A 23,040-nucleotide genomic window follows, 5' to 3' on the forward strand; every position below is an offset into this window, starting at 1 on the left:
GGGCTTGTATCAATCAGTGGGAAGCGTTACTTCTGATTTTTCAGAGCTCTGATACGGCTCGAGAGCGAGTAGAGGCGGATGAAGCCTTCTGCGTGACTTTGGTCATACACTTCATCTTCACCAAAGGTAGCAAACTCTTCACAGTACAAGCTGTTGTCAGAACGCTTCTGAGTCACGGTTGCTTGGCCTTTGTATAGCTTCACAACCACTTCACCGTTCACATCTTGCGCCAACTCTTCTGACGCCGCTAGGATAGATTTACACAGTGGCGTGAACCAACGACCATCATAAACAAGATGAGAAGCTTTGACGCCCAACTCTTCACGGAACTCAAAGGACGTTTTATCCAAAACAAGCTGTTCAACGGCACGTAGGGCTTCCATCATGATGGTGCCTCCTGGCGTTTCGTAACAGCCGCGAGACTTCATCCCCACTAAACGGTTTTCAACGATATCAATACGACCAATACCGTGTTTCGCCCCTTTCTCGTTTAAGTAAACCAGTGCGTTGTATGGCGTCATCTGCTCACCATCAACTCCAACGACTTCACCTTTTTCTACTTTTAGCGATACGTACTCAGCTTCGTTGGGAGCTTGTTCTGGATCCACAGTCCAAGCCCAGCAATCTTCGTTTGGTGCATTCCATGTATCTTCTAGTACGCCACCTTCTGTAGAGATATGCCATGCGTTTGCGTCACGTGAATAAATTTTCGTTAACGATGCAGTACAAGGAATATTACGTTCAGCCAAATAGTCGAGACACTCTTCACGGCTCACTAGGTCCCATTCACGCCAAGGTGCGATAACGTGTAGGTCTGGTGCAAGTGCCGCAAAAGCACCTTCGAAGCGGACTTGGTCGTTACCTTTACCCGTACAGCCATGACATAGGGCATCAGCGCCCACTTTGCGTGCAACTTCAACCTGAGCTTTAGCGATGATTGGACGAGCCATTGAGGTACCAAGTAGGTATTTCCCTTCGTAGTAGGCGCCTGTTTTCAGTGTTGGATAAATGTAGTCCGCGACCATCTCTTCTTTTAGGTCAGCGATGTAACATTCAGAGGCGCCAGAGGCTTTCGCTTTTTCTTCAATGCCAGCAAGCTCTTCTTCGCCCTGACCAACATCGGCAACAAAGGCTACTACTTCACAATCGTAGTTCTCTTTCAGCCAAGGGATGATGACCGATGTATCCAGACCGCCAGAGTATGCGACAACAACTTTATTAACTTGAACTTTGCTCATTTTCTTTTCTCCAAATCCCGGCGCTGCGCTTGGCGGTCAGTGCTACGGGTTACTTCCTAGTTATTCTGTTTGCCTTACCGCATTTGCGTTAAGGCTAATTCATTCTCGTTACTGCTTTGGCAGAAACTGAGTTCCAATACTTTGGCCTGCAAACAGCTCGACCAATTTTTCAGGGTAGCGCCAAGTGGCAACTTCAATTGGGCGACCTAAGTCATTGGCGGCTTCTAGTGCAGCGTTTACCTTAACGATCATCCCGTCAGTAATGACGTGCCCCTGAATCAAGCTTTGCGCTTCTTGCGCGTTTAAACTCTTAATCAAGTGGCCTTTACCGTCGAGCACACCGCTCACATCCGATAGCAACACCAATTCTGCATCCAACGCACCAGCCACCGCGACAGCCGCTTGGTCAGCATTCACATTCATCATTTGCCCCTGCGCCGTCAGGCCAATTGAGCTGATGATCGGCAATGCCCCTGTTTCTAAAACGGCTTGCAGTACTGATGAGTCGCCCGGTGTCGCTTTGCCCACCGCCCCCAACTCAGGGTCCAACTCTTCTACTTTGCACAAGCCGCCATCTGCGAGGCTTAAGCCTACTGCGTTCAACCCATCTTTGATCGCCTGACCCTGTAGCATTTTATTTGCGGTACCGGCCAAAGCGCCTGCGATAACTGGGATCTGCTCGTACGGTGTCACGCGCAGCCCCTCTTTCTTCACGGTCTTTAGTTGCAGTTGAGCCATTAGATCGTCCACCAGATAACCTCCTCCGTGGACGATCACAATTCGTCGCTGAGCCTGCTTTTGATAATTGGCTATCGCACCAAATACCTGGCTAAGAGTCTCAGTACAAGACAGTGCAGCACCGCCTAATTTGATCACTAATGGAGTTTGTTTGTTATCTGTCATTACTCGTCCCTTTACCTACTTGCTTAAGCTTTACGCCTAAATAAGGGCAGTTAACTCTGGAAATCCGTAGTGGATGTTTAAACATTGCATCGCTTGACTCGATGCGCCTTTGAGTAAGTTGTCTATCGCTGAAACAACGATGACGTGCTCACCCTGAACCTTCCAGCCGATATCGCAGAAAGGTGAATTCTCTACATTTTGGATTGAGGGCAGTGTCGATTCGAGAAGACGTACTGCAGGTTTACCCTCGTATGCTTTTGCAAATGCAGTCGCAACCTGTTGTTCCGTTGCGCCACTGGCCAACTTCATTGTTACCGTGGCCAAAATGCCGCGCTTAAAATTGCCCAAATGTGGCGTAAAAATTACGTCGCGACCCAAGTGGCTTGCGATTTCTGGCTGATGGCGATGATTGAACACGCCGTAGGGCTGTAAACTCACTTCGCAAAAGCTGTTGGTTAATGTCGCCTTTCTTCCTGCACCTGAAACACCACTCGTGGCGTTAATAATTGGCCATTGCACCGTATCAAGCAGTTGTGCTTCGATAAGTGGTTTGATAGCCAGTTGAGATGCCGTCGGGTAACAACCAGGAACGGCAACGAGCTGTGCTTGTTTAATCTCTTGCGCGTTCCACTCTGCCAATCCGTACGATGCCTTATCAAGCAGGTGCTCATACTGATGTTCAAAGCCATAGAACTCGCTGTAGAAGCCCTCTCTTTTCACGCGAAACGCACCCGAGAGGTCAAAAACCTGACATCCTTGCTCTAAAAACTGGAAAGCCAAATCGTGGCTCACTTCATGTGCGGTCGCTAAGAACACCACATCACAAGCCTTCGCTGCAGCAGTCACATCTTTTAGCGGCTGCACAGGCTCACTGATTACGCCAGCCAATTTAGGATGCAACTGTGAAATGCTCTTACCAGCGTCCACACTATTGGCGGACACATATAAACCTGATAGCGTAAGTCGAGGGTGTTTGTGCACCATGAGCGCCAACTCTGCACCGGTGTAACCGCTTGCGCCAATGATTGTGGTTTTCAGCATTTCGACATCCATTTTTTCAAAAAACACCACTCAGAAGAGTGACTACAAATTTACAAAAACATCGCTTTTATCGGTTTTTTATTCATTAAAAGTGATTTATTATGTGTTTTACCTTCTAAATTGATTTATGTCAACAGGGAAAGCAAACTAAATATGCAATTGCCGAGTTTCAAAGAGGTCTATCAGGGCCTAATTTCTACCTCTTCTATTAGCTCGACCGACCCGAGTTGGGATGAAGGTAATGCGCAAGTCATTGAGAAACTTGCAGGATGGTTGAAAGACGTTGGATTCCAAGTCGAACTGACGGAAGTGGAATCAGGGAAGTACAACCTCATCGCTAAAAAAGGCGCAGGTGAGGGAGGGCTGCTACTCGCCGGTCACAGTGATACCGTCCCCTTTGACGAAGGACGATGGAACTTTGACCCGCACGCGTTGACCGAAGCAAACAATCGCTTTTACGGGCTAGGCACCGCCGATATGAAAGGCTACTTCGCTTTTATTATTGAGGCAGTCAAAAAAGTCGATTGGAGCAAACAGACAAAGCCGCTGTACATCTTAGCTACCTGCGATGAAGAGACGACGATGCTCGGTGCACGCCACTTTACTGACAATGCTCCGTTTAAACCGGATTACTGCATTATTGGTGAGCCCACCAGCTTAGTGCCGATTCGCGGCCATAAAGGCCATGTTGCTAATGCCGTGCGCGTGACTGGTAAATCCGGCCATTCATCTGACCCCGCTTTGGGAGTGAACGCTATTGAGATCATGCATGAAGTCCTGTTTGCATTAATGCAGCTGCGAGACAAGCTGATCAAGGAATATCATCACCCAGGCTTTGCCATTCCAAGCCCAACGCTCAACTTGGGCCATATTCACGGTGGGGATAGCGCCAACCGCATCTGTGGCTGTTGCGAACTGCATTATGATGTCCGCCCTTTACCTGGAATCAGTTTGGATGGCTTAGACGATATGCTGCGCGGCGCACTCAAAGAGGTCGAAGCCAAATGGCCAGGGCGAATTGATATCACCCCTCTGCATGAGCCTATCCCTGGTTACGAATGTCAGCACGACCATCCCTTCATTGGTGGTGTCGAAGAGATCTGTGGTATAAGCTCAGAAACCGTCAACTACTGCACCGAGGCGCCTTTCTTGCAGCAGCTTTGCCCGACACTCGTCCTCGGACCGGGGTCCATTGATCAAGCGCACCAGCCAGATGAATTCTTGGCATTCGAATTTATTGACCCGACCATCGATGTCCTATCCAAAGCCATGTACCGTTATTGCTTTGACTAAATCCAAATGACAACTGGGCTAGCTTGAGTGTAGCTAGCCCTTTTTGTAATAAAATTTCAGCATACTTCACATCAATCTGTTGCTTACTTGGGTTACATTCCTTTTCATAATATTTGCAAACTTTGCATGCGATAATTGACTCCGCACGACATTTTTCGCTAGATTGTTTGCTTAACAAAAGAACATTGGATGTAATTTTTTTACAAGGCAGGATGACAATGAACGAGAAATACTCTGCTCTGCGAAGCAATGTGAGCATGCTAGGACACTTGCTCGGTAACACCATCAAGGATGCACATGGTGAGGAACTTCTAGAGAAAGTAGAAACGATTCGTAAACTTTCCAAGTCCGCCCTAGCTGGTAATCAGGCTGATAGAGACAGCTTGATCGAGGAAATCAAAAACCTTCCAAATGAGCAGCTGACCCCTGTTGCCCATGCATTCAACCAATTCCTCAATCTGACCAACATGGCAGAGCAGTACCACACTATCTCTCGTCATTGTGATGCACACGTTTGTGAACCAGACGCCCTCAATACGCTTTTTTCTAAGTTGAGCCAAAACGACATCAGCAAGTTAGACACCGCTCAAGCGGTTCGTGAACTGAATATTGAACTTGTCCTGACCGCTCACCCAACAGAGATCACGCGTCGCACCATGATCAACAAGCTTGTTAAGATCAATGAGTGTCTATCCAAGCTTGAGCTCGGTGACCTATCAGTCAAAGAGCGAGCAAAAACAGAACGTCGCCTTGAGCAATTAATCGCTCAGAGCTGGCATTCCGATACCATTCGTAAGCAGCGCCCAACGCCTCTTGATGAAGCAAAATGGGGCTTTGCCGTTGTCGAAAACTCTCTGTGGGAAGCAGTACCAGATTTCTTGCGTGAGATGGATGGTCGTCTAAAAGATTATCTTGGTGAAGGGCTGCCTATTGATGCTCGCCCTGTACACTTCTCCTCTTGGATGGGCGGTGACCGCGACGGTAACCCATTCGTCACTCATACCGTCACTCGTGAAGTGATGCTTCTCTCTCGCTGGAAAGCGGCCGATCTTTACCTCAACGATGTCAATGAGCTTGTTAGCGAACTGTCGATGACCAAATGTAACGACACCATTCGCGCACTTGCCGGAGAAGACGAGCACGAACCTTACCGTGCGGTTCTAAAAGAGTTACGTAACCTGCTCAACGAAACCAAAGAGATTCTAGATGCGAAAGTCCACGGCCAAAAACTGGCGGTTAAGGCTCCTCTGCAGCGTATCGAACAACTTTGGGAGCCACTATACGCGTGTTACCAATCGCTGCATGAATGTGGCATGGGTATCATCGCTGATGGCTCGCTGCTAGATACTCTTCGTCGCATTAAAGCGTTTGGAGTTCACCTCGTTCGCCTAGATATTCGCCAAGAAAGCACTCGCCACTCAGATGTGCTGTCTGAGCTGACTCGCTACTTGGGCATTGGTGATTACGATCAGTGGAGCGAACAAGATAAGATTGCCTTTTTGACCAACGAATTGGCCTCGAAACGCCCGCTTCTTCCCCGTGATTGGGAACCATCAGAGGCAGTCAAAGAAGTCCTGGATACCTGTAAGATTGTCGCCGCTCAGCCGCGTGAAGCTTTCGGTGCTTACGTCATCTCAATGGCACGCACAGCCTCTGACGTACTGGCCGTTCACCTGCTGCTTCAAGAGTCCGGTTGCCCATACCGTATGGACGTTTGTCCATTGTTTGAAACTCTAGACGATTTGAACAATGCGGAATCTGTAATCAAGCAACTGATGGGGATTGACCTCTACCGCGGATTTATCCAAAACCACCAGATGGTAATGATTGGCTACTCTGATTCAGCAAAAGACGCGGGTGTAATGTCGGCAGGCTGGGCTCAGTACCACGCGATGGATTCATTAGTGAAAGTGGCTGAAGAAGAAGGCGTGGAGCTTACTCTCTTCCACGGTCGTGGCGGTACAATTGGCCGCGGTGGTGCGCCTGCTCATGCTGCGTTGCTATCTCAGCCACCGAAGAGCCTAAAAGGCGGTCTTCGTGTTACTGAGCAAGGTGAAATGATCCGCTTTAAGCTGGGCCTACCCGATGTTGCGGTAAACAGTTTCAACCTGTACGCCAGCGCTATCTTGGAAGCGAACCTGCTACCGCCACCAGAGCCAAAACAAGAATGGCGTGATCTGATGGACGTACTGTCTGAAGTCAGCTGTGAAGCATACCGCAGCGTTGTACGTGGCGAGCCAGACTTCGTTCCATACTTCCGTCAAGCAACCCCAGAGCTCGAGTTAGGCAAACTACCGCTTGGCTCTCGCCCGGCAAAACGTAACCCTAAAGGCGGCGTAGAAAGCCTGCGAGCGATTCCGTGGATCTTCTCGTGGAGTCAAAACCGTCTGGTACTTCCTGCATGGTTGGGCGCGGGTGAAGCTATTCAGTACTCGGTCGACAAAGGTCACCAAGCGCTGCTTGAGGAGATGTGTCGCGAGTGGCCGTTCTTCTCAACTCGTCTAGGCATGTTAGAGATGGTGTACACCAAGTGTAACATCGAGATCTCTCGCTACTACGATGAGCGTCTCGTCGATCCTAAACTTCAGCCTCTGGGTGATCGTCTACGCGACCAGCTTAAGAAAGACATCAAAGCTGTGCTCAACGTAGAGAACAACGAAAACTTGATGCAAAGCGATCCGTGGGGACAAGAGTCGATTCGCCTACGTAATATCTACGTTGAGCCTTTGAACATGCTTCAAGCAGAGCTTCTGTACCGCACTCGTCAGAGTGAAGAAGCATCGACAGAAGAGCTTGAAGAAGCGCTAATGGTGACCATTGCGGGTATTGCTGCTGGCATGCGTAACACTGGTTAGTGTCCATTTCCACTCTATGCAAAGGGTTAGCTGAAAGGCTAGCCCTTTTTTATTCTTCGCTATTGGTTAATAGATAAACAGCAAAAACACTAATAAAAGAGGACTTTTATAACCAATAAAAAGAATTATAAACCGAATTTTTCAATTATTGAGAAAATTATCAGTTTTTTGGTATATTTTGTCCTTCTATTCTACTTTATGCTTATTATTTAGATATACTACTCGTCCTCTGTATGTATATAACAATTCTTAACATACAGTTTCTTCGACTCCTTCGTGATTCGATCTAGGTGATAAACGGCTTTTTTAAGGTGACATGGCCAACATATGTTGGCGCTGCTTAAAGATTACCTCATACGGTATTCCACTGATTATTAAGTGCCATAGAAGCACAACAGTAGCTAAGCAGTCGTATTTGAGTTTATTGACCATTTGGATTGAAGACATGTCATTACCACACGTTATTCTGACAGTACTGAGCACACGCGATGCTACTGGCTACGATATCACCAAAGAATTTTCAGCAACCATCGGCTACTTCTGGAAAGCTAGCCACCAGCAAGTCTATCGTGAGCTTAACAAAATGGCTCAAAACGAGCTTGTAACTTGCGTATTAGAACCTCAAGAGGGCAAACCTGATCGCAAGGTTTACTCCATCACAGACGCGGGTCGCACAGCGCTTGGTGAATGGTTCGACCAACCAACTGCGCACCCAACAGTGCGTGATGAGTTCTCAGCAAAACTCATGGCGTGCGCCGTTCAACCATCGGCACCATACCGAGTTCAGCTAGCAGAGCTGGTTGAGGAGTCTCGCAAACTCGTTGCGCATTACCAAGAAATTGAAAGTGCGTACTACTCAACACCATCTACTTTGGACAAGCAGCAACGTCTTGAGCGCTTAACATTGCGCCGCAATCTTCTGGTTCGCCAAGCTTGGATTGAGTGGGCAGACGAAGTACTCAGCGAGCTTGCAGAGCTAGGCTAATTACCGCGCTATCCCATACAAGCCGAATCCATGGATTCGGCTTTTTAGTGCCTGCCATTTTGAGTTCCGTCGTAACTTTATAAAAGCAAAAGGAATTGTGTGCGAAACCACGTCACTATATGCCCTTCTATGTGACTAAAGGACATTTCCCCTGATGACGAGACCAACCTCCAAGCTCATTGCGAACCTATTTCTTTGTCTGATACTCAGTGGATGCGTTAACCAAGCGCTGCTGGATGCGCAGCCAGCATTGGTCACAGCGCAAAGCACGAATCTCACCCCGCAGTCCCCTGATAAGGTTGAGATGTATTTTGTGGGTTTTGCTGCGGACTCTTCCCAGAACGTATTCATGAAAGAAGTCAGTTATGTCCAGCAGCTATTTGATCAACGGTTTGAAACCGAAGGGCGCTCGCTACTATTGGTCAACAATCGCCAGACTCAAAATGATTACCCGATGGCGACATCAGACAACTTGTCCGCAACCCTCACCGCTATTGGCCAGCAAATGGATGTCGACAACGATATTCTGTTTCTTTACCTCTCTGGGCATGGTGAATTTCGCTTTGGCTTGAATGTGAGTTTTGGGCCAAATCACAACGAAACCATTTCGCCTAAAGAGCTCAAGACGATGCTAGACAACTCAGGGATAAAATGGCGAGTGGTCGTGGTTTCAGCCTGCTTCTCTGGCAACTTCGTGAGTCAGCTTGCCGATTTAAACACCCTAGTCATTAGCGCCTCCGATCCTAACCACCCGTCGTTTGGATGCACCAATACCGCAGAATTCACCTTCTTTGGTGAAGCCTTCTTCAAAAATAATCTGACAAGAACACACTCATTTTTCCAGGCTTTTCTCACGGCAAAAGAAGAAGTCACACTGAGAGAAACCAAGCTCGGTTTCGATAACTCGAACCCAATGTACCAAAGTGCTAAACCAATCGATGACCAGCTGTCTTTAATGAACCTATGAAACAAAAAAAGCCAGCTAGATAACTAGCTGGCTTCTTAGATGATCGTTTTCCAAGGGCTATATCCCGTCGCCACCAATAAAGCTTTGGGATTTACCATTGAATTGTTGGTCCATATCCAATGACGGCTTATCGGTTTTCGGTCTACCGACAATCTTGGCAGGCACGCCTGCCACGGTCGTATGAGCAGGCACGGGTTGCAATACTACGGAGCAAGAACCAATCTTAGCACCCTCACCGACCTCGATGTTGCCGAGAATTTTCGCCCCAGCACCAATCATCACGCCTTCGCGAATTTTCGGGTGACGATCCCCGCACTCTTTACCTGTACCGCCAAGTGTCACATCTTGAAGGATGGAGACATCATTCTCCACTACAGCGGTTTCACCAATCACAATACCCGTTGCGTGGTCTAACATGATGCCACGGCCAATGCGGGCCGCTGGGTGAATATCCACCTGACAAGCCACAGAGATTTGGTTTTGAAGATACGTCGCAAGAGCGACTCGACCTTGCTTCCAAAGCCAGTTAGCAACGCGATACCCTTGCAGCGCGTGATACCCTTTTAAATAGAGTAACGGCATTGAGTACATTGCGACCGCTGGATCTCGATTTACCGTCGCGCAAATGTCACAAGCTGCGGCTTCGGTAATCTTTGGATCGGCATTAAACGCCTCTTCAACGACTTCACGTACCGCCATAGCCGGCATTGAAGCAGTATTGAGCTTGTTGGCAAGAATGTAGCTCAACGCCGACGCTAAGCTGTCGTGTTTAATGATCGTGGCATGATAAAAGCTCGCAAGCATAGGCTCTTGCTCCGAGAGCTCTCTTGCTTCACGAACAATCGCTTGCCAGACGTTCTTTTTTTCGCAATGTTTCATGTGCTTTCCTAGTATCCAATCCTTGTTGCTAGATACGATCTTTCCTCTAGTGGCTGGGTAGCCTTATGCCTCTGCCTTCTTATCGCGAGCAAGAAGATCCTTCGCAGCGAGTCGCGCATCCTTTCCTTGATACAATACTTGATAGATTTGATCAACAATTGGCATCTCAACGCCCATGCGTTCAGCCAACAAGAACACTTCTTTGGTATTGCGATAGCCTTCAACCACCTGACCAATTTCCGTCTGTGCCGTATCCACATCCTTGCCTTGACCTAAAGCCAAACCAAAGCGGCGGTTACGCGATTGGTTGTCTGTACAAGTCAGTACCAGATCGCCCAGACCCGCCATGCCCATAAACGTTTCCGCTTGTGCACCAAGAGCAGCGCCCAAGCGGCTCATTTCCGCGAGACCACGGGTAATTAATGCGGTACGTGCGTTCGCGCCAAAACCAATGCCATCTGACATACCCGCGCCAATTGCAATCACGTTCTTCACCGCGCCGCCCAACTGCATGCCAGTAAAGTCACTGTTTGCGTACACTCGGAATGTTTTACTGCAATGAATCTTTTCTTGAAGATCGGCAACAAACTCGGCATCTGGCGAAGCTACTGAGATAGCCGTTGGCATCCCCATCGCTAACTCTTTCGCAAACGTCGGGCCAGACAACACTGCCAGTGAGTAGCCTTCCCCTAGCGCGTCGTAAGCCACATCTTTTAACAAACGACCCGTTTCTGGCTCCAACCCTTTCGTTGCCCAGCAGATGCGCGTATCTTCGCGCAGGAAAGGCTTCACGCTGTTCAATACAATACCAAACACATGGCTCGGTACGACAACCAAAAGGTCACGGCTAGACTGAACCGCTTTTTCTAGATCAGACTCAACGATTAAACTCTCTGGAAAATCAATACCAGGTAGAAACTCATGGTTAGCGCGATCGGCTTCCAAACGCGCCATGTGTTCTGGCTCGTGCCCCCAGATTACGATGTTCGCACCGTTGCGAGCCAACGAGATCGCGAGCGAGGTGCCGTATGACCCCGCTCCAAGAACCACCATTGAAATCTCTTTACCGTAGGCATTGTTGGTATTTTTATCTGTCATTGTTCCGCCTGATTGTCGTGTAAGTGACTAGAATCCAGTTGTCATCGCCTTGATGAGTAAGACGCTGAAAACTCCACTCTACTTAAAGAAAAAATGCACAGCGCATCAACATGAAGATACTCTGTGCATTTGATTCCCGCTCTGTAAAAACAGAGTCAGTCAATTAAGCTTCCGCTTGGCCTTCCGCCTGAGCTTGTTGCTGTAGGTAGTTCATAAACAGTGCATCAAAGTTAACTGGTGCAAGGTTTAGTTGTGGGAACGTACCTTTAACAACTAGGCTAGAAATCGTTTCACGAGCGTATGGGAATAGAATGTTTGGACAGAACGCACCTAGACAGTGAGCGAGTTGACCCGCTTCCATTTTCTCTGCTGTGAAAATACCGCCTTGCTGAACTTCACATAGGAACGCTGTCTCTTCTGCATTTTTCACAGTAACAGTCAAACGAAGCACAACTTCGTAAACACCTTCACCCAGCTCACGACTTTGCGTGTCTAGATCCAGCTTCACATCTGGGTTCCACTCTTTTTGGAACATGTCTGGTGAATTTGGCGCTTCGAAAGAAACGTCTTTTAGGAAGATACGTTGAATTGCGAAGTTTTGAGCTTCTTGTTGCGGTGCTGCTTCAGCCATTATAAAAATCCTTTAATCTTGAATTACGAGTCTGTTTCGAGACTAACTGAGAGTGCTTACGCTGACTAGGTTTCCACGCTATTTCGTGGGAGTCTTCACATCTCTCAGCGATAAACGCTGACTTTTCAATCAACGCTCCAAGCATTCGTTGTGTAAATTACTTCTTACCTTTAACCAAAGGTAGGTTTGCTTCATTCCAAGCAATAAGACCATTCTTAAGCAAGTTCACTTTTTCAAAGCCTGCTTTCGCTAGAAGGTTAGCGCTCTCTTGCGCCGTTTGACCTGTCTTGCATACTACGATGATTGGGTCACCTTTGCGGTTTTCAAGGCTACCAAAGTTACCTGCTTTAATATCAGACGGCAAAATGTGAACTGCATCGGTAATATGACCTTTGCGGAACTCATCTTTCGCACGAATATCAACCACCACACCATTCTCACGGTTCATCAGGGTGGTCACTTCGTTGGCAGTGATTTCTTTGTAGGCTGCTGTCGCAGACTTAACGATGTTCATGATAAGGGCGACCAAAAGACCTACCCATACCAGAGATAGAATCATGTTCTCTTGAAAAAATGCGATGTACTCTTGCATGTCCTGTGCTCTTCGATGATAGAGCTGCTACTTCAAATATGAAGGCGATAGCAGCTCTAGACTAAAATTCAGATTGGGAGTATAGCGAGGTTAAGGTGCCTAAGCGAGCCAAATGCACGCACAATCCCCATCTGTTGCGTATTTCGTCACGCTCTTGGGAATGGGAAAGCGGTTACCTGATCAATGTGATCACAGCCGATCGCCAGCATAATCAGGCGATCAACGCCCAGTGCGACGCCCGCGCACTCTGGAAGCCCCGATTCCAAAGCAGCGATCAGGTGATGATCAATCGGTTGAGGATCTAGCCTCATCTCAACGCGCTTAGCGTTGTCTTGCTCAAAACGTTTCAACTGCTCTTTGGGGTTATCCAGCTCATGGAAGCCGTTTGCCAGTTCAATCCCTTTAAAGTAGACCTCAAAACGATCGGCGACCCTTGGATCCTGTCGATTTATTTTCGCCAAAGCGGCTTGGGAGGCTGGGAAATCATAAACAAATGCCGGAGTCTTTTGGCCTATCTTAGCTTCGACACCGATGCTAAATAGCAATTGCAGCAGGGTATCGCGATCGTCTTCAGGCTCTGCAATATCACTCAACCCCAGCTTTGCCGCCAGCGCTTTGAGTTCCTGCATCGAACCTTCTAACGGGCACACACCAAGTACGTCCATGAAAGCTTGCTGGTAAGTCATTCGCTCAGCAGCGCCGCACTTCAATACCCGTTGCAGTAGGTGGTCCATCTCATCCATTAACTGGTGATGATCAAAGCCAACTCGGTACCACTCGAGCATAGTGAATTCAGGGTTGTGGTAACGGCCATTCTCTTCATTACGAAATGCTTTATTGATCTGATAAATACAACCACTACCCGCCGCCAAGAGGCGCTTCATATGGAACTCTGGGCTCGTCATAAAATAGAGCTTACTGCCGTCGGCGTAACCTGGACCAACAAACTCCGTTTGGAACGTGTGTAAGTGAACATCGGTCACCGTCGCATGGCTCATTGCGGGTGTGTCAACTTCCAATACATCACGCTCTAGGAAAAACTGACGGATCTGGTTCAACAAATGCGCACGCTGACGCAATTGTTCTACCGAAGCGGTGGGCTGCCAATTTTGGTTCATAGGAACTCTCTTTAGATGTTTGATGGCGGCAAAGTATCAATTTTGTTCTTCTTTGCCTAGTGAGCGCCATTTTACCGACTTAGATGCTTCAAAGCAGCATTAAAATGGGCAAATATGAAGCAAGCATTTCGCGTATTACAGCTCAAAAAACATCCGTCGCAACACGAACTATCCATGCCTGTAATGTCACGCAACAGCCGTTTAACAAAGTTCCTCGCAAGCCAAAAAGTCATAAAATCCTTTGCCGTGATTGCAGTCACATAACCTGCAAAATTTATGCTCTTACATGCATTAGTGGAGCAAAAACCTAATTACATCAATTTTTCTGAAAAAAAGCTCTTCTACACTAACCCTACCACTTTTGGGGAGTAACCCCATTTTATTATAACAAGCGGATATTTCCGCAATTTCACACTGGAGGATAACTGTGCAAACTATCACCACAGATATCGCAGTGATCGGCGCAGGCGGCGCTGGTCTTCGCACTGCTATTGCAGCAGCTGAAGCAAACCCTGACTTAGAAGTTGCTCTGATTTCTAAAGTGTACCCGATGCGTTCTCACACGGTCGCTGCAGAAGGTGGCTCAGCCGCAGTTATCAAGGATGAAGACAGCTTAGACAACCATTTCAACGATACCGTTGGCGGTGGTGACTGGCTTTGTGAACAGGATGTCGTTGAGTACTTCGTAAAGAATGCAACTCGTGAAATGATTCAAATGGAACAGTGGGGCTGTCCATGGAGCCGTAAAGAAAACGGCGAAGTGAACGTTCGCCGTTTCGGTGGCATGAAAGTAGAACGTACTTGGTTCGCTGCCGACAAAACTGGCTTCCACATGCTTCATACCCTATTCCAGACGTCGATGAAGTACGACAACATCAAACGTTTTGATGAGTATTTTGTTGTGGATCTGCTTGTTGATGAAGGTGAGGTTCAAGGCCTGATCGCGATTCACATGTCAGAAGGTGAATTAGTGACCATCAAAGCAAAATCCGTTGTATTGGCAACAGGTGGCGCAGGTCGCGTTTACCACTGTAACACCAACGGCGGCATCGTAACGGGCGACGGCATGGCGATGGCTTACCGCCACGGCGTTCCTCTACGTGATATGGAATTCGTTCAATACCACCCAACGGGTCTTCCTGGCACAGGTATCCTGATGACTGAAGGTTGTCGTGGTGAAGGCGGTATCATCGTTAACAAAGATGGCTATCGTTACCTACAAGACTACGGCATGGGCCCTGAGACTCCAGTGGGTCAACCTAAAAACAAATACATGGAACTTGGTCCTCGAGACAAAGTTTCGCAAGCGTTCTGGCATGAACAGCAAAAAGGCAACACCATCAAACACCCTCTTGGTGATGTCGTACACCTAGACCTTCGCCACCTAGGTGAAGAGTATCTGCAAGAGCGTCTCCCGTTTATCTGTGAACTAGCGAAAGCTTACGTGAACGTTGACCCTGCAAAAGAGCCAATTCCAATTCGTCCAACGGTTCACTACACCATGGGTGGTATTGAAACCAACGGCGAATGTGAAACTCGCATCAAAGGTCTGTTCGCGGTTGGTGAATGTGCGTCTGTTGGTCTTCACGGTGCAAACCGTCTAGGTTCTAACTCGCTGGCTGAGTTCGTGGTATTCGGTCGCGTTGCGGGTGAGCAGGCAGTGAAACGTGCAGCAGAGTTTAAAGGCTGGAACGAAGAGTCAATTGCAGCTCAGGTGAAAGCAGTTGAAGAGCGCATTGCCGCACTGATGAACCAAGAAGGTGATGAAAACTGGGCAACCATCCGCACTGAAATGGGTCACACCATGGAAGCAGGTTGTGGTATCTACCGCCAAGAAGATCTAATGCAAGCAACGATTGAAAAAATCACTGAGCTGAAAGAGCGTTACAAGCGCATTAGCATCAAAGACAAAGGCAAGGTGTTCAACACAGACCTTCTTTACGCTATCGAAGTCGGTTACGGCCTAGAGGTGGCAGAAGCGATGGTTCACTCTGCAATCTTGCGTAAAGAGTCACGTGGTGCGCACCAGCGTCTAGACGATGGTTGTACAGAGCGTGATGACGTGAACTTCCTGAAACACTCTCTCGCATTCTTCAAAGAAGACTCTGCACCAAGTATCGACTACAGCAATGTGACGATTACTAAGTCACAACCAAAAGCACGTCTATACGGTGAAGCAGCAGAGAAAGCCGCTGCAGAAGAAGCAGCGCAAGCGGCAGAGAAGCAGGCAGAGGAGCAAGCATAATGTCAGCAAATCGCATCCAAAAAGTAGAAGTTCTGCGTTATGACCCAGAGAAAGACGCAGAACCGCATTTTCAAACCTTTGAAGTGCCATTTGATGAAACCATGTCAACGCTTGATGCGCTTGGCTACATCAAAGACAACCTAGACAAAGACCTGTCTTACCGCTGGTCTTGTCGTATGGCGATCTGTGGTTCCTGCGGCATTATGGTCAACGGCGTGCCTAAACTTGCGTGTAAGAGCTTCCTACGTGATTACCCAAATGGTGTGAAGATCGAGCCACTAGCAAACTTCCCAATTGAGAAAGATTTGATCGTTGATATGACGCCATTCATCGAGCGCCTAGAAGCCATCAAACCTTACATCATTGGTAACGACCGCAAACCAGAAGACGGCACGAACCTACAAACACCAGAGCAAATGGCGAAGTACAAGCAGTTTGCTGGCTGTATCAACTGTGGTCTGTGCTACGCAGCCTGTCCTCAGTTTGGTTTGAACCCTGAGTTCATCGGCCCTGCAGCCCTCACTCTGGCACACCGTTACAACCTAGACAGCCGTGACAACGGTAAAGATGAGCGCATGGCGTTAATCAATGGCGAGAATGGCGCTTGGGGTTGTACCTTCGTCGGTTACTGTTCTGAAGTGTGTCCGAAAAACGTAGACCCAGCAGCAGCGGTAAACCAAGGCAAAGTAGAGTCTTCAATGGACTTCGTTATCTCCATGTTCAAGCCTGATGGCACTCCAACAAAAACAGCAGAGGAGGCGTAAGATGAGTAACCGTAAACCTTACGTTCGTGAAGTAAAACGTACATGGTGGAAAGATCATCCGTTTTACCGCTTCTACATGCTGCGTGAAGCAACCGTACTGCCTTTGGTGCTATTTACTTTGTTCCTGACATTTGGTCTTGGCGCACTCGTAAAAGGCCCAGAAGCATGGCAAACCTGGCTCGGCTTTATGGCTAACCCTGTGGTAGTAGCGATTAACATCGTGGCTCTGTTAGGTAGCCTCCTGCACGCACAAACCTTCTTCAGCATGATGCCTCAGGTAATGCCGATTCGTTTGAAAGGTAAGCCTGTCGATAAGAAGATCATTGTTCTGACTCAATGGGCTGCTGTCGCTTTCATCTCACTTGTCGTCTTGGTCATCGTGTAAGGAGCTTTAACAATGAAACCAAATTTTTCAGTAGATAGAGCACCAAAGCGTTCTGATGAGCCAATCTGGTGGGGCCTATTTGGCGCAGGTGGTACTTGGTTTGCGATGATTACACCTGTTACGATTTTAGTGCTGGGTATTTTGGTACCTTTAGGCGTCATCAATGCTGATGCACTAAGTTATGAGCGTGTGTCTGAGTTTGCCACCAGCATCATTGGTGCACTGTTCATTATCGGTACACTCGCACTGCCAATGTGGCATGCCATGCACCGTGTACACCACGGTATGCACGACCTTAAGTTCCATACTGGTGTCGTTGGCAAAGTGGCGTGTTACGCGTTTGCAGGTTTAATTTCTGCCCTAGCGGTAATCTTTATCTTTATGATTTAAGAGACAAGCTAAAATCAAAAAGAGGCTGATAGATACTATCAGCCTCTTTTTTCATACCTTCTCGAGCTTTAGGTTACCCATGTACCTATTGCTGGGTCACCTTCTTCGTTTGGTCCATAAGCCCCAAGGCGCCAAAGCCAGTGATTACGTCCAAGTTGGTTTTTAAGCCTGTTTCATCACTACCACCGATGTAGTTTTGCGGCATCTGAACTTGGAAGTTCTGCAAATTACTGTACAACGAGTTCGCCACATCGCGATTTAGCTCCGCTAGGTACACTTCACGGTTAGCGCCCAATGCGGCGTACTTCGCTTTTAGAACTTCTGCTTCAGCCCGACCTTTTTCAAGTATCGCTTTGGCTTCAAATTCTGCCGATAGCGCATTCGCTTTTTGGATGGCTAGGTTGGCTTCTGCTATCGCGAGCTCTTTCTCTTTTTCGACTTCAGCAAGACGTTTGGTTTTTTCAACTTCAACGATCTCACGCTCTGCAATTTGCCTCGCTACTTCAACCTCTTTCTGCTGAGCAATGATCGCCAGTTCCTTCTGACGCTGAGCGTCTTGTACTTCACGAGTTCGCTGGATCTCTTTTCGCAACTGCTCAGTTTCAGCTTGAGCTTTCGACGTCTCTTGCTCCTGAATTGCACGGATACGGTCGGCAACCAAACGCTTTTTGTCCGCTAATAGCTGATCAAGCTGCTTCTCTGGCTGAGGATCGCCAATGGTTACCTGAGTCACTTGGATACCGTACTGCTGCAGAGGGTTGTCTTGACGAATCGGTTGACCACTTGAGTCCACAACTGGCACGGTTTTCCAGACCAGCTGATTGGTGCGTTGCAACTGATTAGCATTCGATTGATCAACCCCTACTGGAGCAAGATCCAACTGTTCGACTTCAACCTGACGACGCTCTGTGGTGTAGATGCCATCACGCAGTTGATCGCCAAGCTTAGATTTAAACTGGTTCAGCCCACCCTGAAAGAACTCTTCACCAGTGTATTGAGTTGCGGTAATCACCGTCACGTTACGCGCATTTTTCACCAGCAAGGCATCAATTAAGTTGCTGTTGTTGCGAAACTCTCGGTGCATTTTCTTCACTGCTTCTGGATCATTACTCAATTTGAAGCGAAATGTCACCGGGATTTGACCAATATAAGTATCGGCAAAACGCACTTGCACGGGATCAAGACGTTGATAAAAGTCTTCCCCTTTGCTGTTGCCGAATGAAACCGTAATCACCTGATCATACTGAGTGATTTTGGAAAGAAACGGCATTCTGAAGTGAATTCCAGGCTCGGTGAATACATCCAGTTCACCGGTGATGTTGTTTTGATGCACGTAACTGTAACCCGCGTCAGTCATCAAAACAGAGCTATTAATCGTTAAACCCAATGCGAGCAGCGGCACACCAAATACCGCGGCTTTTATTCCTCGGTGTAGCATCTGGCGACGCTGTTCGACTTTCGTTGTCTGTCCTAAGCCAATATCGTTCATTCTAATTCTCCTATACGTTGAATGAGTTCTCTTAAAACCAAACAAAAACAGAATGTTATAGAGACTCGCTTCAACGGCGTTAAATGTAACAAAACATTTAACTTAGGAATAATCGAAAGATTCACATTAATTACATGTTTTTTCCGAAATATACACAAATCTTATTTATGAGCCACAGATACAAAAACGCCGACCTTAAGGTCGGCGCTTTCAATACTTCACTGATTAAAGAATAAAGCGGCTTAGATCTTCATCTTCAATGGTATCGCCCAGTTTAGCTTTCACGTAGTCAGCATCGATGGTTAGCTTAGAGCCTGATTTATCTGTCGCTTCAAACGAGATCTCATCCATCAAGCGTTCCATTACAGTGTGCAAGCGACGAGCGCCAATGTTTTCCGTGGTTTCGTTAACCGTCCACGCCGCTTCAGCGATTTGCGTGATGCCGTCTTCAGTAAACTCGATATCAACATCTTCGGTCTTCATTAGCGCAACGTATTGCTCTGTTAGAGACGCTTTTGGCTCCGTCAAAATACGTTTGAAGTCATTGCTTGAAAGTGCTTCAAGTTCAACACGAATAGGCAGACGACCTTGCAGCTCAGGAATCAAATCTGATGGTTTCGCCACTTGGAATGCACCTGAAGCCACAAACAGAATGTGGTCTGTTTTAACCATGCCGTGCTTGGTTGACACTGTACTACCTTCGATTAGAGGCAGTAAGTCACGCTGTACACCTTCACGAGAAACGTCAGGGCCTGAGCTTTCACCGCGCTTACAGATCTTGTCGATTTCATCAATGAAGACGATGCCGTTGTTCTCAACGTTAAAGATTGCCTGTTCTTTTAGCTCTTCCTGGTTGACCAGTTTTGCCGCTTCTTCTTCCGTCAAAGCTTTGAATGCATCTTTGATTTTCAGCTTGCGCTTCTTCTTGGTGTCACCCGCGAGGTTTTGGAACATGCCTTGAAGCTGATTCGTCATCTCTTCCATGCCCGGAGGTGCCATGATTTCCACACCCATTTGCGGCGCAGCCACATCAATTTCAATCTCTTTGTCGTCTAGCTTGCCTTCACGCAGCTTCTTACGGAAGATTTGACGAGTGTTTGATGAGCTTTCATCTTGCTGCTCATTCTGGCCCCAAGCATCACGCGCTGGCGGCAGTAGCGCGTCAAGAATGCGCTCTTCGGCTTGTTCTTCAGCACGGAATTTTACTTTTTCCATCGCTTGCTGGTGCGTCATTTTGATTGCTACGTCTGTCAGATCGCGGATGATGGTTTCCACTTCCTTACCTACGTAGCCAACTTCGGTAAACTTCGTCGCTTCAACTTTAATGAATGGCGCATTGGCCAGTTTCGCCAGACGACGAGCGATTTCTGTTTTACCTACACCAGTTGGACCAATCATTAGGATGTTCTTCGGTGTCACTTCAACACGCAAGCTCTCTTCAAGCTGCATACGACGCCAGCGGTTACGCAGCGCAATCGCAACTGAGCGTTTCGCGTTTTCTTGACCAATGATATGGCGGTTTAGTTCATGAACAATTTCGCGAGGAGTCATTTCAGACATAATCAGTTTCCTTAAATTTGTTTGCCACTATCTTTGGTTATTCAGCGATTTTCTCAGCTGGAATTTCTAGTTCTTCAATAGTGTGGTGATGGTTAGTGAATACACAGATATCACCGGCAATTTTCAGTGATTTCTCTGCGATTTCACGCGCATCTAATTCAGTGTTCTCAAGCAGTGCCGTTGCCGCGGCTTGAGCAAAGTTGCCCCCTGAACCAATCGCAATCAGATCGTTTTCAGGCTGAACGACATCACCGTTACCCGTAATGATAAGTGATGCTGTTTCGTCAGCCACTGCTAGCAGAGCTTCTAACTTACGAAGTGCGCGATCGCTACGCCAATCTTTTGCCAGCTCCACTGCTGCTTTGGTCAAATGACCTTGATGCATCTGCAGCTTACTTTCAAACTTTTCAAACAGCGTGAAAGCATCAGCCGTGCCACCAGCAAAGCCCGCTAGAACTTTGTTGTTATAGAGGCGACGCACTTTGCGCGCATTGCCCTTCATTACTGTGTTACCTAGAGATACTTGTCCATCACCAGCGATGACGACTTTGTTATTACGACGTACAGATACAATGGTAGTCACGAGTAGGGCCTCATAGTTGTTTTAATCTCAGTGTTAAAGATTATATGAGGCTACCCAAAGAGGATTTCAAGGGAACAACCTTGAGATAGAAATGAAAAACGAACCCCGAGAGGTTCGTTTTTTGTGTTTTACTGTGCTTCTTTCCAAATCGCGCAAGGCTCGATCTTAGCGCGTTGAAGTTTATGCTTATCTCGCTCTGCATCACGCTTAAATTTGTAAGGCCCCAGTACCACGCGATACCAACTGCTGCCCTCTTTTTTGCGGATTTTGCTATTGATACCCTGAAATGCGATATCCAGTTTGCGAGCTTCCGCTTGCTGAGCGTTTTTGTACGCACCACACTGCATGATGTAAGGGATTTCGGAAACCACTTGCTCCTTCGCCTGCACTTCCACTTCGCGGTTTGGCAAGCTTTCAACGTAATCCCATTTCTCTTCAGGGGGAGGAGGTAGCGTCGCTTTTGGTTTCGGCTTTGGCTTAGGTTTTGTTTCGACAACAGGTGCTGGCGGTTCAGGGTCTGTGCTTAGGGTATACAAGCCATAACCAAAGACAGACACCAATAGAATGGCGATAAGTCCACTACGCCAGGGTTTTCGACGAGGAGCCGCTTGTTTGCGTGTAGGTTTACGCCCACTGCTGCCTCGGCCACGTTTTACATAATCTTTGTTTGCCACTGTTGTACATCAATCATAGGTGAGCCACTGCCGATATGGTAATGCAGATTGCCAAACGATGACAGAGGGGAAATGGAAGCGGCGCAGCAAAATACGCCGCTTTTGGGTGTCGTTACAGTACTCTTGGTGGCGCCGCGCTCTCTCTAACCACAAGATTCGTCTCGAGCAGCCTTGAACCAGCACGTACATCATGCCCTCGAAGCAGCTCAAGCATCATCAGCATGGCTTGGCGCCCAATCTCATACCTTGGCTGAGAAATCGTGGTTAGCGGCGGATCGCAATACTGGGCGAACTGAATGTCATCGAAGCCAACGACAGACAAATCTTGTGGGACCCGTAGCCCTAACTTCTTCGCTTCTTGGATCGCGCCAATGGCCATCGCATCATTGTGACAGAATACCGCGGTAGGCGGCTCTTTGAGCGCAAGTAGTTGACGAACCGCCTTCGCACCCGCTTCAAAGGTAAAGTCTCCATTAGTGCAGTAGTTGGCATTCATGGTGATGCCCGCACGACGCAGCGCTTGTTGATAACCTTGATGGCGGAACTGACACAAAACCGCGGATTCTGGACCGGAAATTTGTGCGACACGTTTGTGCCCCATTTGCGTCAAATAGTTCACCGCCTCAAACGCCGATGTTAAGTTGTCGATATGAACTGTAGGAAGCTCTAGCTCAGGTGCAAATTCACATGCCATCACCATCGGAGGCAGGTTTTTTTGCTCTGGCTTACTGACATCAAAAGGAAGGTCGGTACCAAGTAGCAACATGCCATCTGCCTGCTTGGTAAAGACGAGATTCACAAATGAGCTTTCACGTTTTTTCTGTTGGCCGCTGTCGCCAAGTAAAACGATGTAGCCATGTTCCATTGCTGCGTCTTCGATTCCACGGATGATTTCTGTGTAATAGGGATCACAGATGTCTGGAATGATAGCAATGATGGTTTTGGACTCATTGCGACGCAAATTACGCGCTAAAGAGTTCGGTGAGTATCCAGCTTCTAGCACTGCATCTTCTACTCGTTTCCTGGTGGCAGAAGACACTTTTTCGGGATTCATCAACGCACGAGAAACCGTCGCTGTCGAAACGCCTGCTAGCTGGGCAACATCCTTCATTGTCGCCATAAAAATTTTACCCTCTTCAATTTCCAACATTGGTAGCGCGGTGCCACCTAAACCTTGTTGAGTCACATCCTCTCGTTCTGATTGTCGGGAGTGACGATGATGAGCTAAAGCTCATTCTTATGGTTCATTTGCACGAAGCAAACGATTAACTTGCCGCGATATCGTGGGCATAGTCAAGTAATACTTGGTCTAGTTTATTCATTTCGTCATTCAAAGTTACGGGAGATTTA

21 protein-coding genes are annotated in these 23,040 nt (G+C 47.7%); 8 read left to right on the plus strand and 13 right to left on the minus strand.

The window, feature by feature from the left end; all coding sequences use genetic code 11:
* Positions 1–26: 26 nt before the first annotated feature.
* From RJ47_RS11250 to argC, 3 genes are all read right to left on the minus strand, one after another.
* Positions 27–1,238, minus strand: a complete 1,212-nt coding sequence (locus RJ47_RS11250) for an argininosuccinate synthase (RefSeq protein WP_005474198.1) — start codon at positions 1,236–1,238, stop codon at positions 27–29.
* 108 nt (positions 1,239–1,346) lie between these two features.
* Positions 1,347–2,141, minus strand: a complete 795-nt coding sequence (gene argB, locus RJ47_RS11255) for an acetylglutamate kinase (RefSeq protein WP_005474182.1) — start codon at positions 2,139–2,141, stop codon at positions 1,347–1,349.
* A 36-nt stretch (positions 2,142–2,177) separates the two neighbouring features.
* Positions 2,178–3,182 carry an N-acetyl-gamma-glutamyl-phosphate reductase gene (gene argC, locus RJ47_RS11260; protein ID WP_039483851.1) on the minus strand — a complete coding sequence of 335 codons (1,005 nt, stop codon included), beginning with the start codon at positions 3,180–3,182 and terminating at the stop codon, positions 2,178–2,180.
* Positions 3,183–3,335: 153 nt separating this feature from the next.
* Here argC and argE point away from each other — a divergent pair, with 153 nt between their 5' ends.
* From argE to RJ47_RS11280, 4 genes are all read left to right on the plus strand, one after another.
* Positions 3,336–4,475, plus strand: a complete 1,140-nt coding sequence (gene argE, locus RJ47_RS11265; RefSeq protein ID WP_039483853.1) for an acetylornithine deacetylase — start codon at positions 3,336–3,338, stop codon at positions 4,473–4,475.
* 218 nt (positions 4,476–4,693) lie between these two features.
* The gene (gene ppc / locus RJ47_RS11270; RefSeq protein ID WP_038217610.1) at positions 4,694–7,330 is read left to right on the plus strand and encodes a phosphoenolpyruvate carboxylase; all 2,637 of its coding nucleotides are present in this window, start codon (positions 4,694–4,696) and stop codon (positions 7,328–7,330) included.
* A 445-nt stretch (positions 7,331–7,775) separates the two neighbouring features.
* Complete coding sequence (locus tag RJ47_RS11275) at positions 7,776–8,315, plus strand: PadR family transcriptional regulator (RefSeq protein WP_038186710.1); 540 nt, start codon at positions 7,776–7,778, stop codon at positions 8,313–8,315.
* A gap of 154 nt (positions 8,316–8,469) precedes the next feature.
* Positions 8,470–9,282, plus strand: a complete 813-nt coding sequence (locus RJ47_RS11280) for a C13 family peptidase (protein ID WP_039483855.1) — start codon at positions 8,470–8,472, stop codon at positions 9,280–9,282.
* A gap of 57 nt (positions 9,283–9,339) precedes the next feature.
* Here RJ47_RS11280 and cysE read toward each other — a convergent pair whose 3' ends face one another.
* The 5 genes from cysE to epmA form a co-directional block, all read right to left on the minus strand.
* Positions 9,340–10,161, minus strand: a complete 822-nt coding sequence (gene cysE, locus RJ47_RS11285; RefSeq protein WP_005474152.1) for a serine O-acetyltransferase — start codon at positions 10,159–10,161, stop codon at positions 9,340–9,342.
* Positions 10,162–10,224: 63 nt separating this feature from the next.
* Entirely contained in the window at positions 10,225–11,259 is a 1,035-nt protein-coding gene (gene gpsA / locus RJ47_RS11290; RefSeq protein ID WP_039483857.1) for an NAD(P)H-dependent glycerol-3-phosphate dehydrogenase, read from the minus strand.
* Positions 11,260–11,422: 163 nt separating this feature from the next.
* Complete coding sequence (gene secB / locus RJ47_RS11295; RefSeq protein WP_005474178.1) at positions 11,423–11,890, minus strand: protein-export chaperone SecB; 468 nt, start codon at positions 11,888–11,890, stop codon at positions 11,423–11,425.
* 157 nt (positions 11,891–12,047) lie between these two features.
* A complete protein-coding gene (locus RJ47_RS11300; RefSeq protein WP_038141193.1) occupies positions 12,048–12,482 on the minus strand; it encodes a rhodanese-like domain-containing protein in 435 nt (144 codons plus the stop codon).
* Between the two features lie 146 nt (positions 12,483–12,628).
* On the minus strand, positions 12,629–13,600 hold the full coding sequence (gene epmA, locus RJ47_RS11305) for an elongation factor P--(R)-beta-lysine ligase (protein ID WP_039483859.1): 972 nt from the start codon (positions 13,598–13,600) through the stop codon (positions 12,629–12,631).
* A gap of 427 nt (positions 13,601–14,027) precedes the next feature.
* Between epmA and frdA the strand changes: the two genes are divergently transcribed.
* From frdA to frdD, 4 genes are read left to right on the plus strand one after another with little or no spacing between them, the layout of a single operon-like run.
* Complete coding sequence (gene frdA, locus RJ47_RS11310; RefSeq protein ID WP_005474210.1) at positions 14,028–15,845, plus strand: fumarate reductase (quinol) flavoprotein subunit; 1,818 nt, start codon at positions 14,028–14,030, stop codon at positions 15,843–15,845.
* On the plus strand, positions 15,845–16,609 hold the full coding sequence (locus RJ47_RS11315) for a succinate dehydrogenase/fumarate reductase iron-sulfur subunit (RefSeq protein WP_005474233.1): 765 nt from the start codon (positions 15,845–15,847) through the stop codon (positions 16,607–16,609). Before frdA ends, RJ47_RS11315 begins: the two co-directional genes overlap by 1 nt.
* 1 nt (position 16,610) lies before the next feature.
* Positions 16,611–16,994, plus strand: a complete 384-nt coding sequence (frdC, locus tag RJ47_RS11320; protein WP_005474186.1) for a fumarate reductase subunit FrdC — start codon at positions 16,611–16,613, stop codon at positions 16,992–16,994.
* 12 nt (positions 16,995–17,006) lie between these two features.
* On the plus strand, positions 17,007–17,384 hold the full coding sequence (frdD, locus tag RJ47_RS11325) for a fumarate reductase subunit FrdD (RefSeq protein ID WP_005474194.1): 378 nt from the start codon (positions 17,007–17,009) through the stop codon (positions 17,382–17,384).
* 85 nt (positions 17,385–17,469) lie between these two features.
* Here the strand turns inward: frdD and RJ47_RS11330 are convergent, their stop codons facing one another.
* The 5 genes from RJ47_RS11330 to cytR all read right to left on the minus strand — a co-directional run bounded on the left by RJ47_RS11330 (position 17,470) and on the right by cytR (position 22,810).
* Positions 17,470–18,873 carry an SPFH domain-containing protein gene (locus RJ47_RS11330; protein WP_039483861.1) on the minus strand — a complete coding sequence of 468 codons (1,404 nt, stop codon included), beginning with the start codon at positions 18,871–18,873 and terminating at the stop codon, positions 17,470–17,472.
* 225 nt (positions 18,874–19,098) lie between these two features.
* Positions 19,099–20,433, minus strand: coding sequence for an HslU--HslV peptidase ATPase subunit (gene hslU / locus RJ47_RS11335; RefSeq protein WP_005474183.1), 1,335 nt, complete (start codon positions 20,431–20,433; stop codon positions 19,099–19,101).
* 37 nt (positions 20,434–20,470) lie between these two features.
* Positions 20,471–21,016: an ATP-dependent protease subunit HslV gene (hslV, locus tag RJ47_RS11340; RefSeq protein WP_005474218.1), complete on the minus strand. Its 546-nt coding sequence runs from the start codon at positions 21,014–21,016 to the stop codon at positions 20,471–20,473.
* A gap of 128 nt (positions 21,017–21,144) precedes the next feature.
* Positions 21,145–21,690 carry a cell division protein FtsN gene (gene ftsN, locus RJ47_RS11345; RefSeq protein ID WP_038186689.1) on the minus strand — a complete coding sequence of 182 codons (546 nt, stop codon included), beginning with the start codon at positions 21,688–21,690 and terminating at the stop codon, positions 21,145–21,147.
* Between the two features lie 112 nt (positions 21,691–21,802).
* Complete coding sequence (gene cytR / locus RJ47_RS11350; protein WP_038141259.1) at positions 21,803–22,810, minus strand: DNA-binding transcriptional regulator CytR; 1,008 nt, start codon at positions 22,808–22,810, stop codon at positions 21,803–21,805.
* Positions 22,811–23,040 lie beyond the last annotated feature (230 nt).

The sequence above is a fragment of the Vibrio sinaloensis genome (assembly GCF_000808535.1).
Taxonomy (GTDB): Bacteria; Pseudomonadota; Gammaproteobacteria; order Enterobacterales; family Vibrionaceae; genus Vibrio; species Vibrio sinaloensis_D.